The 14,849-nt window shown below is 71.3% G+C and carries 10 protein-coding genes; 4 read left to right on the top strand and 6 right to left on the bottom strand.

The window, feature by feature from the left end; genetic code table 11:
- Both LZ198_RS15820 and LZ198_RS15815 read left to right on the top strand, forming a co-directional pair.
- Nucleotides 1-1,203, top strand: coding sequence for a hypothetical protein (locus LZ198_RS15820; RefSeq protein ID WP_253972800.1), 1,203 nt, complete (start codon nucleotides 1-3; stop codon nucleotides 1,201-1,203).
- Nucleotides 1,204-1,373: 170 nt separating this feature from the next.
- Nucleotides 1,374-4,598 (top strand): fused MFS/spermidine synthase, encoded by a 3,225-nt coding sequence (locus LZ198_RS15815; RefSeq protein ID WP_253972799.1) that lies wholly within the window; start codon nucleotides 1,374-1,376, stop codon nucleotides 4,596-4,598.
- 73 nt (nucleotides 4,599-4,671) lie between these two features.
- On the opposite strand, the gene LZ198_RS43220 is transcribed toward LZ198_RS15815, so the two are convergent.
- From LZ198_RS43220 to LZ198_RS15800, 3 genes are all read right to left on the bottom strand, one after another.
- Nucleotides 4,672-5,424 (bottom strand): tRNA1(Val) (adenine(37)-N6)-methyltransferase, encoded by a 753-nt coding sequence (locus tag LZ198_RS43220; RefSeq protein ID WP_323382659.1) that lies wholly within the window; start codon nucleotides 5,422-5,424, stop codon nucleotides 4,672-4,674.
- A 54-nt stretch (nucleotides 5,425-5,478) separates the two neighbouring features.
- A complete protein-coding gene (locus tag LZ198_RS15805) occupies nucleotides 5,479-6,624 on the bottom strand; it encodes a DUF1015 family protein (protein ID WP_253972798.1) in 1,146 nt (381 codons plus the stop codon).
- A 66-nt stretch (nucleotides 6,625-6,690) separates the two neighbouring features.
- Nucleotides 6,691-7,914 carry a hypothetical protein gene (locus tag LZ198_RS15800; protein WP_253972797.1) on the bottom strand — a complete coding sequence of 408 codons (1,224 nt, stop codon included), beginning with the start codon at nucleotides 7,912-7,914 and terminating at the stop codon, nucleotides 6,691-6,693.
- Between the two features lie 184 nt (nucleotides 7,915-8,098).
- On the opposite strand from LZ198_RS15800, the gene LZ198_RS15795 reads away from it, so the two are divergent.
- Together LZ198_RS15795 and LZ198_RS15790 are read left to right on the top strand one after the other, a co-directional pair.
- Entirely contained in the window at nucleotides 8,099-9,565 is a 1,467-nt protein-coding gene (locus LZ198_RS15795) for a deoxyribodipyrimidine photo-lyase (RefSeq protein ID WP_253972796.1), read from the top strand.
- A gap of 104 nt (nucleotides 9,566-9,669) precedes the next feature.
- Nucleotides 9,670-9,990: a polyhydroxyalkanoic acid system family protein gene (locus tag LZ198_RS15790; RefSeq protein ID WP_253972795.1), complete on the top strand. Its 321-nt coding sequence runs from the start codon at nucleotides 9,670-9,672 to the stop codon at nucleotides 9,988-9,990.
- 18 nt (nucleotides 9,991-10,008) lie between these two features.
- Here the strand turns inward: LZ198_RS15790 and LZ198_RS15785 are convergent, their stop codons facing one another.
- The 3 genes from LZ198_RS15785 to LZ198_RS15775 form a co-directional block, all read right to left on the bottom strand.
- Nucleotides 10,009-11,946: a CheR family methyltransferase gene (locus tag LZ198_RS15785; RefSeq protein ID WP_253972794.1), complete on the bottom strand. Its 1,938-nt coding sequence runs from the start codon at nucleotides 11,944-11,946 to the stop codon at nucleotides 10,009-10,011.
- Nucleotides 11,940-12,944, bottom strand: coding sequence for a chemotaxis protein CheB (locus LZ198_RS15780; protein WP_253972973.1), 1,005 nt, complete (start codon nucleotides 12,942-12,944; stop codon nucleotides 11,940-11,942). The genes LZ198_RS15785 and LZ198_RS15780 overlap by 7 nt, the downstream gene beginning before the upstream one ends.
- A gap of 34 nt (nucleotides 12,945-12,978) precedes the next feature.
- The coding region (locus tag LZ198_RS15775; protein ID WP_253972793.1) for a hybrid sensor histidine kinase/response regulator at nucleotides 12,979-14,849 on the bottom strand (1,871 nt) is incomplete at its 5' end.

The raw sequence follows: 14,849 nt of genomic DNA, 5'->3' as shown, positions 1-14,849 counted from the left end.
GTGGAGAAGCGCCAGAAGCGGAAGCTGTGGCTGGGGGTGGCGGGGCTCTTGTTCGCGCTCGCCGCGCTGCTGATGTTCACGGGCCAGGGCGAGGAGTCGCGCCCGGAGGCCCCCAAGGTGGAGTTCCCCCGGCGGATGCGCGCCCCGGAGCGCGAGCGCGCCGAGCGCCGCAGGACCCAGGTCGCGCCGCCACCGGTGGACGCGGGCACCGCGGAGAAGGAGCCGGCGCGGCCGAGGGATCCGCTGCTCGCCGCCCTCCCCCGGGGCAAGGGCAAGACGGCGGTGGTCATCGAGGCGAACGCGCTGAGGCACTCGCCCATCGGCGCGTTGCTGCTGGACTGCCTCATGCGGGACGGCGGCAAGCAGCTGGACGAGTTCCGCAAGGCGAGCGGCGTGGACCCGCTCCAGGACCTGGACCGGCTGGTCGTCACCGACGAGGGGATGATGCTGTCGGGCAACTTCGAGAACGCGAAGTTCAAGGAGCTCCTGGGCGAGCGCACGTCGTTCGACTACGGCGAGAGCGCCCGGGTGTACGAGCCCGGTGACACGACCGTGCCCCAGAAGGACGGCACCACCGTGCGCCGGCGCGGAGGCGGCTCCATCGGGACGTGGAACAACCAACTGCTCGTCGTGGGTGAGTCACCGGACGAGGTGAAGGCGGCCATCGACCGGGTGGAGGGGCGCGGCGGCGACGAGCCGCCCCTGCTCACCGAGAACAGCACCTACGGCGAGATGTACGGCGTGCTGTCCGTGGAGCACATCGCGCGCCTGTTCCCGCCCGAGCAGGCGCAGTTGGCCGAGCGGCTGCGCGCCGTGGCGCAGAACGTGGAACTGCACATGGACGCCAGCTCGGACGTCGCGCTGGTCGCCGAGGTGACGGGCGCCAACTCGAGCGAGGTGGAGGACCTGGGCAAGTCGCTCGGCGCCGCCCTGTCCCTGGCGCGCCTGCAGGCCCAGGCGGGTGGAGACAAGAAGGACAAGGACCTGGCCCAGTTGCTCGACTTCGCCAAGGTGCGACCGGACGGGGACTCGTTCACGCTGGAGATGGCGGTGCCGTTGTCCATCATCCAGGAGCGCCTGGCCTTCTGTCGTGAGGGGCGGAAGGAGGAGGCGGCCGCCCAGGCACCGAGCGAGGAGCCCGCTCCCCCGGCGGCCTCCGACGCCTCCACGCAAGGCGCCGCGGCGGCGCCATCGGGCGAATAGACCCGCAAGCAAGGAGGGTAGGGATTGACCCTGCCCCGATCTGCGCCCGGCCCGTGTGTCGCCCTGGCGGTTGTCCGCAGAGCGAGGAACGTGGCTGGTCCCAGGAGGTTTCTGTCAGACTCACGGGGGTTCACTGGCCCTCCCCCAGGGCCTCCCTCGCGAGATCCACTTTGACGCGTTCCCGCCTGTCGAAAGTCGCGCCCCTCCTGTTCGGCTCGGGGCTGTGTGCCCTGATCTATCAGACGGTCTGGCTCCGGGAGTTCCGGCTCATCTTCGGCGCGAGCACCGCAGCCTCAGCGGCGGTCCTCGCCATCTTCATGGCGGGACTCGGACTCGGCAGCGCGTTGCTCGGGGGGCGCGCGGATCGACAGACGAAGCCGCTGGGGTTCTACGCGAACCTGGAGCTGCTCATCGCTGCGAGCGCGGCCGTCAGCCCGTTCCTCGTCGCGCTGGTGCGCTCGGCCTATCTCGGTCTGGGCGGCACCGTGAGCCTGGGCATGTTCTTCGGGACGAGCGCGCGGCTGCTGCTGTCCGCGCTCGTCCTCGCCGCGCCCACGATCCTCATGGGCGGCACGCTCCCTGCGGCTGCGCGGGCCGTCCAGTCGGATGACGACCCGCACCGGCGCAACCTCGCCATCCTGTATGGCGTGAACACGCTGGGGGCGGTCACCGGCGCAGTCCTTTCGACCTTCTTCCTCCTCGAGGTGTTCGGCAACCGGAACACCCTCTGGCTGGCCTGCCTTCTCAACGCACTGGTCGCCATCGTCGCGCGCAGCACCAGCCGCTCGATGGAGGCGACGCCCACGGCCTCGAGAGAGCCCGTCCCCACGACCCCGGACGCGCCAGCCGCGGCACCATCCACCGTGGGCTCCCTTCCGCCACAGCCCTTCGTCCTGCTCGCGGCGGCGATCACGGGGTTCACCTTCCTGCTGATGGAGCTGGTCTGGTACCGGATGCTCGGGCCCATCCTCGGCGGGACGACCTTCACCTTCGGCCTCATCCTCGCGATGGCCCTGTTCGGCATCGGGCTCGGCGGCGCGGCCTACGCCTTCGGGTTCCGCTTCCGCCAACCCACGCTGACGGGGTTCGCACTGAGCTGCGCCGCCGAGGCGGCGTTCATCGCCCTGCCGTTCGCGCTAGGGGATCGGCTCGCCGTCACCGCGGCGCTCCTTCGGCCGCTCGGCAACGTCGGCTTCAGCGGCATGGTGCTGGGCTGGGTGCTCATCGCGACGGTCGTCGTGCTACCGGCCGCGTTCATCTCGGGAGTCCAGTTCCCGCTGCTGCTCGCGCTTATGGGACGGGGCGGACAGAACGTCGGCAAGCAGGTGGGGCAGATCTACGTGTGGAACACAGCGGGCTCCATCACGGGCTCGCTTGCGGGGGGCTTCGGCGTGCTGCCCCTGCTGACCGCGCCTGGGACGTGGCAGCTCGTGGCGGGCCTCCTCGCCACCCTCGGACTGGCGTCCGCGGTCGTGTCACTACGGAGCGAACGACGCTACGGGGCAGTCCTGGGGCCCGTACTCGTCGCCGGACTCGCGTTCCTGCTCCTGACCGCCGAAGGCCCGACGTCCGCCTGGCGACACGGCGGCGTCGGCGCGGGCCGCTCGGGCCTGGAGATCTCGAACCTCAATCAGATCGAGGCGTGGCGGCAGTACCACAAGAGCATCATCACCTGGGAGACGGAGGGAGTCGAAAGCAGCGTGGGCCTCTCCGCGACCAGCGGCCTGGCGTTCATCGTGAACGGCAAGTCGGACGGCAACACCATTGGTGATGCGCCGACGCAGGTGATGAGCGGATTGCTCGGCACCCTGCTCCACCCCAACCCCCGCAACGGCCTCGTCATCGGTCTAGGAACGGGAAGTACGGCGGGCTGGATCGGTCAGGTCCCGCAGGTAGAACGCGTGGACGTGGTGGAGATCGAGCCCGCCATCCTCGAGGTCGCCCGCCGCAGCGCCAGCGTCAACGCGAACGTCCTCGACAACCCCAAGGTCCACGTCTTCAGCGGCGACGCACGCGAGGTGCTGCTGGCCAGCAAGCAGACCTACGACATCATCTTCTCCGAACCGTCCAATCCCTATCGCGCTGGCATCGCCAGCCTCTTCACACGGGACTTCTACCAGGCGGTCAAGGGACGGCTGGCCGAAGGGGGAATCTTCATCCAGTGGCTCCAGGCCTACGAGGTGGACGCGATGACCATCCACAGCGCCTACGCCACGCTCGCCAGCGAATTCGAATACGTCGAGACGTGGCAGAGCCACAGCGTTGATCTCCTGCTCGTCGCGACGCGCAAGCCGCTGGTCCATGACATCGCCCGGATCCGCTCGCGCCTGACCGAAGTCCCCTATCAGTCCGCGTTGCGTGACGTGTGGCGCACCGACGAGGCGGAGGGCGTGCTCGCACGCTTCGTCGCCAATCCGGGGCTGACGGCCCAGGCCGCCGAGGCGGGCGCAGACTTCGTCAACACCGACGACCTCTCGTTCATCGAGTTCGCCTTCCCGCGAAGCCTCGGGCGCACGACGGGATTCTCCGTCGAGGCCTTGTGGGCATCCTCGCGAACCCTGGGGACCGACCACCCGTTGAATGTAGAAGGCGCCGTGGACTGGGACCGCGTGGAGCAGCTCCGCGCATGGAACGGCTTCGCGCCGAACGCGAAGCCCCCCCGACCGAGCCCCGCCTTCGTGGAACGCCAGACCTTCATCGACACCTGGCGCCGTGGGGCGGTGCCCGCGGCGCTCGCGAGGTGGCGCGAGAAGCCATGGGAGCCCCGAGGCCCCAAGGAGACGATGACGCTGGCCTTCGGCCTGGCGGACCTCGGGGACGAGGCCGCGCTCCCGCTCATCACAGCCGTGCGCCCCACCCTCCCGGTGGAGGCCGACCTGTGCGAGGGCATGCTGCGACTGCGCCAGAAGCGCGCGGCGGATGCCGCGCAGCTCTTCGAACGCGCTTTCGTGACGATGAGGAAGCATCCCTGGTCCCCGCTCGATTTCACCCGCAGCGTCCTCAAGCAACTCCCCTTGATCGCCCGCGCGGACAAGGCCCTCGGACGCAAGCTCTTCGACCTCCTCGCCCAGCCCTTCGCGGCAGAGGCCCTGACCCAGCCCCGCCAGGATGCCCGAATGGACCTGGCCCTCGCGTTGGACTGGAAGGGGCTGTGCGTGGAGCTGCTTGCAGCTCAGGAACCACATGTGTCCTGGGATGGGCGGACGCTCACGCTTCGCCGCCGCTGCTACCAAGAGAACGGGCACCCGCTCGCGGCGACCGCGGAGGCGGACCTCGCGCGCTTCATCGATCTATCCGCCGCCGTGCTCCTCCCGCAGGTCTCCAACGGGTCCACTCCCGCCCCGGCAAGCGCGCCCGCGACGCCCCAGGATCAGGCGGACGCGTCGCTACAATGAACCAACGATGAAGGCTGGGGCCTGGTGCCGCGGAGCATTCGCGGCCCCCACCCCGAGCCTCGGGCTACCGCGCTCACACCACCATCGCGCGGACCTCCGCCGTGAAGGCGTGCTCGTCGTCGGCATGGACGACGAGCGGCGGCAACACCATCAAGTCCGCCCGGCCTCCCTTCACCGCGTGCAGCAGGACCAGCTTCGCGGGCCGGTCCCCGCGGGGATGAATCCAACGCACCGTGCGCGGCTCCAGTTCGTGCGCGCGCAGCACCGACACCAGCTCGCTGAAGCGTGACGACGGGTACACCAGGAAGAGTCCACCGCGCGGCTCCAGCAGGTGTGCCGCCGCGCGCGGCACGTCCTTCAACTCACAGGTGATTTCATGCCGGGCGAGCGCCTTCTCCTCGGACGCGCTCGTGCGCCCGGTGGCGCGCGCCCGGTACGGCGGATTGCAGACCACGTGCGAGAAGCGGCCCCCGGGGAACTGCTCCTCCACGCGGCGCAGGTCACCATGCACCAGCGTCACCGCGCGCTCGCAGCTGTTCAGGTACACGTTGCGCTCGGCCAGCGAGAACAGCCCGGGTTGCAGCTCCAGCGCGGTGATGTCCTCCAATCCCAGCCGCCGCGCGAGCACGAGGGGGATGATGCCGCAGCCCGTCCCCAGGTCCATCAGCCGGCCCCGCGGCGCCCCACCCTCCTGGACCGTGAAGTGCGCCAGCATCAGCGGGTCCAGCGTGAAGCGATACCCCAGCCGCCGCTGGAGCACCTGCACCGCGCCCCCGCAAATCGAATCGAGGGTCTCCCCGGGCCCCGCTTGGAGCTCGAGCCGCACGCGCCGGGGCCACTCCTCCGGCAGGCCTCGTGTCAGCAGCCTCACAAGGCAAAGCTAGGCTTCCGTGTCGAGGAACAGAAGGCCGGCGGGCGGCAGGGGTTCCACACGCAACGTCCGCGGGGGCAACGTCGCCTGCGCCTCCATCACCGCGCGCACCTCCCACACCGGAGGCGGATTGAGCGCGAAGCCCGCCTGGAACGTCCCCGACTCCACCCCCTGCACCAGCGCCTCCAACCCCTGCACCGGGAACACCTGGGGATGTCCCGGAGCCTCCGGGTCCTGGATGCCCAGCACCGTCCTCAACACCAGCGCGTTGAGCAGCGCCAGGTCCAGGCTCCGCAGCGTCGGGTTGCGCGGCGCGCCCTTGAGGTGCGCCAGGTCCAGCCCCTGCCGGAAACGCAGGATGCGCCCCCGACCTCCAGGCAGCACCAGCAGCACCGCGTGCTGGCCCGAAATCATCGTCGCCAACCGCTCGCGCGCGGCCACCTGCCCCCGCGGCGTGTCCAGCGGCGCGTCCAGTTCGTAGACCCGCGCATACGCCGTCACCAGCGTGAGGAACGTCTCCTCCTTGAACGTGTCCACGCCCTTCAACGCGCGGTGGATGGGCCGCAACTCCAACCCCGGGTCCGCCAGCGGCACCACCGCGGCGAGCGTCGGCCCGCGCTCGTTCAGCGCGGTCAGCGGGCGCATGGGCGCCTCGTCCAGCACCGCCTGGATGCGCTTGGACACGGGCGAAGGCTCGATGCGCCGCAGCGACAGGGAGTGCCCGTCGTATTGCCCCTCCCACACCACCACCGAGCGCTCGCTCGCCTCGGCGAGCAGCCCACGGAAGACGCCATGGTCATCCGCCGTCAGCGTGACGGCCGGCTCGGCCTCCCAGGCCCGGGGGCGGTACGGGTCGTGCTCCAACGGGGCGCCCGCATCCGGCTGGAGCGCGCAGAGCAGGTACCGCACCGGCGGACCCGCCAGCTTCCCGGCGGGGCTGTGCACCTCCACCAGGTACAGCGCGGGCCGGGTGTCGCGCAGCAGGGCCCCCGAGTCCCGCTGGCGCCGCAGCTCGGCGCTGGGGTTGGCCGCCTCGAGCAGCGGCCGGACATGCGACGGCTGGGGCACCGCGTTGCTGCGCGGCACGTAGCCGCTGGGCTCCAGCGAGTGCCCAAGTGAGGTCAACAAGGCCGGGAACGGATGGACGCGCGCCATGGCGGGGAAGGTGGTGCTGGATGCCCCGCCGTGCCATGGCGCGTGCCCGCCTGCTCCCCGGGCCGTCTACCACCAGACGTTCTTGTACTGCCGATCCCTCGCCGACTTCAGCGACGAGCGGTCCACGCTCTCCTCCCACAGCAGGCTCACCGTGGTGATGGCGCCCGCGGAGCCGAGGAACGACAGCACGTAGGGCGTGGACTGGTTGAAGCCGCCCAGCACCAGGCCGGAGATGAGCAGCACCGCGCCGCCCACGCCCGCGCCGAACAGGTCCGCGCGGAGGATCTGCGACGGCGTCGGGTCATACCGCATGGTCGCCAACGCCAGCGCGCCGGCGCCGATGCCAGGCGCCAGCAGGAGCGCGTCCCGCCACGTCTTCGAGGAGATGTCCGTCCCTGAGAAGTGGACGACCGCGAGCAGCAGGGCCGCGTACGCCGCGCCCCAGCCCGCGCCCGAGGACACCAGCAGGCCGTCGTTGAGCGGCAACTGCCCGCCACCCAGGCCCGCGGTGAGCCACGCGCCCAGCTCCGCCCCCAGGAAGGCCGACCAGGTCAGCACGCCCGCGTCCTGGGAGAACAGGTCCATGAAGCCCGCCATGAACATGCCCCCCACCACCGAGTTGCCGATGGTGAAGGACGCCATCGGCCGGTCCACCCAGTTGTTGAATTGCCACCACGAGGACGCGCCGAAGCCCAGGCCCGCGCCGATGAGCGTGCCCGCCAGCATCGCCTCGCGCGAGCTCTTGTCGAAGCTGAAGTCGTTGGCGAACGCCTGGGTGAAGAAGCCACCCAGCGCGCCGAGTGTCGTGTGGTGGGCAATGAACTTGAAGCTGCCCGGGCCCGACAGGAACGGTCCCTGGCGGCGCTGTCCGTCGAGGATCGCCCCGTTGTCCACCGACACCGGCTGGAGCGGCGAGCCCACGCGCTTCTCCTCCGTGGCGAACGTCGTCGAGGGCGCGGTGCGCAGGGGCGTCGGCTCCGGACGGAGGACGGGCGCATCGCTCGTGGTGGCCGGGCCCTCGCCCGCCTCCGACATCCCCTGCGGCTGAGCCGTCACTGGCGGGGCGTCCAGGGGCTGCTGCGCGGAGGGCGGCGCGAGGCTCGGGTCCTCGTCCATCCGCGAGGTGGAGGGCTCGACCGGGTCCTCACCCTGCGCGGACGGATACGCGGGCTGCGCCGGCGCGGGCTCCGGGTAGCCCTGCGACGGATAGGTCTGGGCGCGCGCGGCCTGCGGCAGCGCGAACGCGAGGGTGACGGCGGAGAGGTGGATCCAGCTTCTCAGAAATGACACGCAAGGACTCCTTGGGTCCACCATGCAGAAGACCACAACCGGCGCGGGCGTGCTGGTTTTTGCATGACCCTTCCCCCACCCCGCGGGCAGGACGTTCGCCCCCGAGCGTCGGCAGGCGACCATTTGTCCGAGCGCACTACAATTCTCTCGCGACGCGCTCCGGGCTCGGGCATCCCTGGGCATCATGCCCAACGGGTTCTCGTGGTCCGAGCTCGGTGTCGACTCCGCTCGTCTGCTGGTCATCAAGGACGTCCCCCTCCCCGACGAGGGTCGGGACTTCGTCCTCTACTGGTGCATGGTGAACCATCGCGTGGAGGAGAACCACGCGCTCGACGTGGCCATCGCGCTGGGCAACCACCTGGCGCTGCCCGTCGTCGTCTACCAGGCCATCCGCCCGGACTATCCCCACGCGTCGGACCGGCTCCATGCGTGGGCCCTCGAGGGCATGGCGGACATGGCCACGGCCTGTGCATCCCGCGGCCTGCCCTACTGGCTGGAGCTGCCGCGCACGTCGCGCCAGCATCATCCACGCATCGGCCAGTTGGGGCGGCGCGCCGCCGCCATCGTCTCCGACTTCTTCCCCACGTACATCATCCCCGGCCACCTGCGCGGCGCCGCCCGGGCCTTGAACGTGCCGCTGTTCGCGGTGGACGCGTCCTGCGTGGTGCCCATGCAGCGCATCCCCTCGCTGCAGGCCGGGGCCTATACGTTGCGCCCCAAGCTGCAGAAGCTGTGGCCCGAGTACCTCGGCCGCACCCTCGCGGCGCGGCCACTCGAGGCGGCCTCGGCGGGGCGCAAGCTGGAGCCGGGCTTCGAGCTGGCCGATGCCAAGCACGCGCGCGCGAACCTCGACGGCTTCCACATCGACCACGCGGTGACACCGCTGGCGGAGCGCGGCGGGCGCAAGGCGGCGCTCAAGGCGCTCGACGCCTTCCTGCACGAGAAGCTCCAGGGCTACGACACCGGCCGCAACGACCCCGGCCTCGCGCACCAGTCGGGCCTGTCTCCCTTCTTCCACTGGGGAAACCTCTTCGCCGGCGAGGCGGCCCGCGCCGCCATCCGCGCGCGTGGCACGGACGACCCCTCCGTGCGCAGCTTCCTCGAGGAGCTGCTGGTGCGCCGGGAGCTGGGCTTCAACTTCTGCTTCCACACGCCGGAGAACCGGCAGCTCTCCGTCGAGTCCCTGCCGGGCTGGGCGCGCGAGACGCTGACCCACCACCAGAAGGATCCCCGCGAACACCTGTACTCGCTGGAGCAGCTCGAGCACGCGACCACCGCGGACGGCTTGTGGAACGCGGCGCAGCGCGAGCTGGTGGCGCGGGGCCGCATCCACAACTACCTGCGCATGTTGTGGGGGAAGAAGATCCTCGAGTGGAGCCGCACGCCGGACGAGGGCCTCCAGCGCATCGCGCACCTCAACGACAAGTACGCGGTGGACGGGAGGGACCCGGCGAGCGTGGCCAACTTCATGTGGGTGCTCGGGCTGCATGATCGCCCGTTCCAGGAGCGCAAGGTGCTGGGGAAGGTGCGGCCCATGAGCTCGCCGCGCACCGCGGAGAAATACGACCTGGCGCCCTACATGGCGCGCTGGGGGCGCCCTGGAGACCCGCCCGTCAAGCTCAAGCGAGCGCGCGGGGCCCCGAAGCCGTGAGCAAGCCTGTTGACATCGAAGCGCCCAGAGGTGACACGACGGTTTCCTTCCCGTCCCATCGCCACTAAACGCAGGGATGGGACACCGACGTCAGGAGCCGTGCCATGGGCATGATGAAGTTCGATATCCCCCACTCCCTCCCGAAGGACGAAGTGAAGAAGCGCGTCGAGCAGCTTCTCCAGTACTGGGGAACCAAGTACGGCGTGAAGGCGGACTGGCAGGGCGAGGGCGCGCGGATCGCCGGCAAGGTGATGGGCATCCAGCTGGATGCGTCCTTCAAGATCACCGACAAGGCCGTCGAGGGCGAGGGCACGGACCCGGGCATGCTGCTGCGCAGCCAGGCCAAGTCCTACCTCCAGAAGAAGTTCGGCTCCGTGCTGGACCCGAGCAAGACGCTGGACCAGGTGAAGGGCTCCCTGGACTGAGGGCGCCCCGCCTCCGGCTCAGTGCGGAGGCTGCTCCTCCAACGCGGCGAGCGCATAGCGCGCCGCGCGGGAGATGGCCTCCGCCGAGTCGGGCATCTCCGGGTAGTGCCCCGCCAGCGTGCGCTGAGGGAAGCGCAGTTGGGCAATCGCGTTGCGGTAGCTGCGGCGGGCGCCGTCCGCGTCCTGGCTGCGCTCCTGGACCTGGGCGAGCAGGTAGTGACCGATGGCCAGCGTGGGCTCGAGGAAGAGCGCCTTGCCCAGCTCGGAGCGCGCCTCCTTCAACTCCCCCGCCTGCAACGCCGCCACGCCGCCGAACACGCGGGCCTCCACGCACAGCGGCTCCCGCTGGATGGCCTGGGCGAACACCTCGCGCGCCTCGGGGATGCGCCCGGTGAGCGAGAAGAGGTTGCCCAGCGTCAGCAGCGCGTCCAGGTCGCTCGGCTCGTCCACCAGCAGGCGCTCCACCCCGGAGATGGCCCCGGCGAAGTCCCCTTGCGTCATCTTCCGCACCGCCATGGCCAGGCGCTCCGCGGGAGGCAGCAACTGCGGCCACGCCGCGGGGACGGGCGCCTCGCCGGTGACGATGCGCGCGGATGCGCCCACGGCGGGAAGCTCCACCGTCGCGCGGGTGGTGCGACCCGCGGCCTCCGCGCCCACGGCCGGCAGCTCGAGGGTGATGCGCGGGCGGCCCAGGTCGTTGGTCCGGGCCTGCGCGGCCGGCGGATGCGTCGCCGCCGGAGCGGCCACGGCGGGCGCGCCCACGGCCGGGAACGTCCCCGTCGCGCCAGACACACGCGCGGGCACCACGGGTGTCCCCACGGCCGGGAACGTCCCCGTCGCGCCGGGCGCGCGCGCGGGCTTCGGCGGCACCGCGGGGAACGTCCCCATGCGCGGCTGACCGGTGCTGAGCGCGGGCAGCGGAGCCACGGCGGGGAAGGAGCCGGTGAGCCCCGCCACGGCGCGAGAAGGCAGCTCGGGCGCCGCCGGACGAGACCGGCCTCCCGCGGGCTCGATGGCCGGACGCGCGTACACCGCGGGCGAGAAGGGCTCTGCCTCCGGCTTGCGCTCGATGGACTCCTGCCCGGGGTACGGGTGGATGCGCAGCGGCGGCGGCCGGTACGCGCGGTCGCTCGGCGGACGGCGGTACACGAACGCGCCGTCCACTTCGATCATCTCGAACCGATCGAACACCTTGAACAGGCTCTCCGAGTACCCCAGGAACAACAGGCCACCGGGGCGCAGCACGCTCAGGAAGCGGTCCATCAACCCGCGGATGGTGGGCAGGTCGAAGTAGATGATGACGTTGCGGCAGAGGATGAGGTCCAGCGACGACAGCGCCACCTTGTCGAAGACGGGCACCGCGAGGTTCTGCCCGTCGAAGCGGATGTACTCACGCAGGGTGGGCAGGGCCTCGTGTCCGTCCTCGGTGGGCCGGAAGAAGCGCGCCAGGCGCTCGGGCTGGATGCCCGCGCTGCGCCGGAAGTTGAAGCGCCCCTGCCGCGCGGCCTCCACCGCGGCCAGGTTCAGGTCGGTGGCCCACAGGTCCACCTCCACCGCGAGCGCGCCCAGCTCCGCCAGCACCATGGCCACGCTGTAGGGCTCCTCGCCCGTGGCGCAGCCCGCGGACCACACGGAGACCTTGCGCATCTCCCGCCGCGCGCGCGCCAGCAGGTCCGGCAGCACGCTCTTCTCCAGCGCGCGGAACTGCTTCCCGTCGCGGAAGAACTCCGTGTGCCCCACCGTGACGAGCGGCAGCAGCGCGCGCAGCTCCTCCTCGCCACCGGGGCCCGTCAGCCGCTGCAGGTACTTCTCCGGCTCCTCCACGCCCAACACCGGCATGCGCGTCGACAGCGCCAGCCGGAGGCTGTGGAACCCGTCCGGGGTGATCTTCAGCCCCGCGTTCTCCAGGAGGAGCGCGGCGAGCTGCTGAAGCACCTTGTTGCTCACATTCAGCACGCGTCCACCCACTGCAGCAGCGTGGGGCCGATCTGCCCGAGCGGCAGCACCTCCTGCGCCGCTCCGAGCAACACCGCCTCGCGAGGCATGCCCCACACCGCGGAGGTCTCCTCGTCCTGCGCGATGGTCCGCCCACCCTGCTCCCGGATCTCCTTCAAGCCTCGCGCCCCGTCACGCCCCATCCCCGTCAGGATGACGCCGATACACCGCGGGCCGAAGGCTTCACCCGCCGAAGTGAGCAGCATGTCACACGATGGGCGGAAGCCCCTCAGCGGCGGACCGGAGTCCAGCTCCAGCCGGCCCTCGGGTCGCACCAACAGGTGACTTCCCGACGGAGCGATGTACACCGCCCCCGGCACCATCACCATGCCGTGCTCCGCTTCCTTCACCGCCAGCTCCGTCTCCATCGTCAGCCAGTGCGCGAGCCCCTCCGTGAAGCCCTCGCTGATGTGCTGGCAGTAGGCGATGGGCGCGGGAAAGTCTCGTGGAATCTTTCCAAGGACACGGGCAACGGCCTTGGGGCCGCCGAGCGACGCGGCGATGGCCACGAGCGGATACGGAGCCTGCGGCGGCTCCTCACGCGGCGTCCGGGTCCCGGACCGCGTCTGTGTCTGGCGCACGGCCTTCACCTGGGCCAGCAGCACCAGCTTGCGGGCCACGTGGGCCCAGAACTCCGGCCCCGGGTTCGCGGGGCGCTCGATGACGTCCAGGGCCCCCAGCGCCACGGCCTGGAACGCCTCCTGACCGGAGAGCGCGCCCGGATGCAGCGCGAGCACCGGCACCGGCCGGCCCTCCATCACCTGGGCGATGGCCTCCAGCGCCTCCAGGCCCGTCAGGTCGATGAGGAGCACGTCCGGGAAGTGGCGCTGCGTGGCGACGAGCGCGTTGGCGAAGTCCACCTCCGCGGGCCCCACCGGGACGAGCGAGTCCCCGTCGAACAGGCCCCGGGCCGCGAGCGCGCGCAGCCCCTTGCCCACCATGAGCACCCGGAACGCCATGACCACCGCAGCCGTGCCGCCCAAACGTGGCTCCTCAGGTCAGCCGGTCGATGGCCTGCGCGAGGACTTCCACGCCCAGCTCCCCCTTGACGAGGTACGCATCCGCGCCCGCGTCCAGCCCGCGCCGCTTGTCCTCCGGCGACGCGAGCGAGGACAGGATGATGACCGGGATGCGCGCCACCGCGGGCGTCGACTTGAGCCGCCGCGCCAGGGAGAAGCCGTCCATCTTCGGCATCTGCACGTCGGTGAGGATGAGGTCGTACGTGTTGTTCTGCACCTTGCCGTAGGCCTCCTCGCCGTCCTGCGCCTCCTCCACGGTGTGGCCGAGCGCCTTGACCAGCGCGCCCTCCGTGGCCCGGGCGATGGGGGAGTCGTCCACCAGCAGCACCCGCAGGCGCTTGGCCGCGGGGGCCTGGGTGACGGGGCGGGCCATGCGGCGCACCTCCGCCATGATGTCCGGCACGTGCAGCAGCACCGCGATGCGGCCGTCCTCCAGCGCGGCCGTGCCCGCGATGAACGGCGCGCCCTTGAGGAACTCGCCGCCGCAGGGCTTCACCGCCACCTCGCGCTCGTCCACGAAGCCATCCACGACGAGCGCCGCGTGGTCCTCGCCGTGGCGCACCACCACCGCCGGCGGGCGGTCGAAGCGGTTGCCGCCGTTGAGGCCCAGCAGCGGCCCCAGCGCCACGAGCGCCGTGGGCTTGCCCCGGTGCCGCACCGCCAGGGTGCCGAAGATCTCCAGCCGGTCCTCCGGCTTGACGCGCATCACCGCTTCCACGTCCGCGGCGGGCATGCCGTAGACGTCGTCGCCCAGGCGCACCAGCAGCACCTTCATCAACGCGAGCGACTGCGGCAGGCGCAGGGTGATGGTGGTGCCGCGGCCGATGCGGCTGGACACGCCCACGGAACCGCCGAGCGTCTCCACCTTGCGCTTCACCACGTCCATGCCCACGCCGCGGCCGGACAGCTCGCTGACCTGCTCGCGCGTGGAGAAGCCGGGCCGGAAGATGAGCTCGATGGCCTCGCGCTCCGACAGCGCGGCGGCGTGCACCGCGGTGATGAGCCGCTTGTTGATGGCCACCTGGCGCAGGCGCTCCGGGTCGATGCCGCGCCCGTCGTCCTCCACCTCGATGTGGAGCATGTCGCCGTCGACGCGCACGCGGATGCGCACGCGGCCCGTCAGCGGCTTGCCCAGCTGCTGACGCGTGTCCGGCGACTCGAGGCCGTGGTCCACGGCGTTGCGCAGCAGGTGCACCAGCGCGTCGCGCACGTCGCCGAGCATGGACCGGTCCACGCCGATGTCGGCGTTCTCGATGAGCAGGTCCACCTCCTTCGCCTGCGTGCGGGCCATGTCGCGGACCGCGCGCGGGAAGGCGTCGAACACCGTGGACAGCGGCACCAGCCGGGCCTCGGCCACGTGGTCCGCCATCTTCGACAGGTTGCCGTGCAGCGTGTTGATGCCGTCGTCGTTGCGCCGCACGAAGCGGAAGGCGTCGTCGCGCAGCATGTGGAGGTCGCTCTCCACGCGGTCGAGCAGCGAGCGGACCTCCGTGGAGATGTCGATCTGCTCGGCGAGCCGCAGGAAGCGGTCCCCCAGGCGGCTGAAGCGCTCGAACAGCGCCTCCGTCTCCGAGCTGCGCAGCCGTCCCCGCGCGCTCTCCACGAGCAGGTCACCCGCGAGCAACCCGAGCGAGTCGAGCACCTCCACGTTGACGCGGATGGTGCGGTCGGCGATGGCGGACTTGGCCGCGCTGGGCGCCTCCTCCTCCGTCTTCATCGCCGCGTGCGCACCGGGCGCCGCGGCCTCCACCGGCGGAGGCCGGGGAGCGGCGACGGGCGCCACGGGCTCCGCGACCGGCGCGGGCGCCGGGGCCACGGGAGCCGCCACCGCCGGCTTCGGCGGCG

Origin of the sequence: Myxococcus dinghuensis (assembly GCF_024198235.1) — a bacterium.
GTDB classification, from domain to species: domain Bacteria; phylum Myxococcota; class Myxococcia; order Myxococcales; family Myxococcaceae; genus Myxococcus; species Myxococcus dinghuensis.
The sequence above is the reverse complement of the archived record's forward strand: the minus strand, read 5'-3'. Positions and strand labels throughout refer to the sequence as shown.

Bases quoted from the DNA above. Each gene is read 5' to 3' on its own strand.
- LZ198_RS15805 (WP_253972798.1), bottom strand. From the start codon at position 6,624: ATGGCGCGCGTCCATCCGTTCCCGGCCTTGTTGACCTCACTTGGGCAC.
- LZ198_RS15790 (WP_253972795.1), top strand. From the start codon at position 9,670: ATGGGCATGATGAAGTTCGATATCCCCCACTCCCTCCCGAAGGACGAA.
- LZ198_RS15795 (WP_253972796.1), top strand. From the start codon at position 8,099: ATGCCCAACGGGTTCTCGTGGTCCGAGCTCGGTGTCGACTCCGCTCGT.
- LZ198_RS15780 (WP_253972973.1), bottom strand. From the start codon at position 12,944: ATGGCGTTCCGGGTGCTCATGGTGGGCAAGGGGCTGCGCGCGCTCGCG.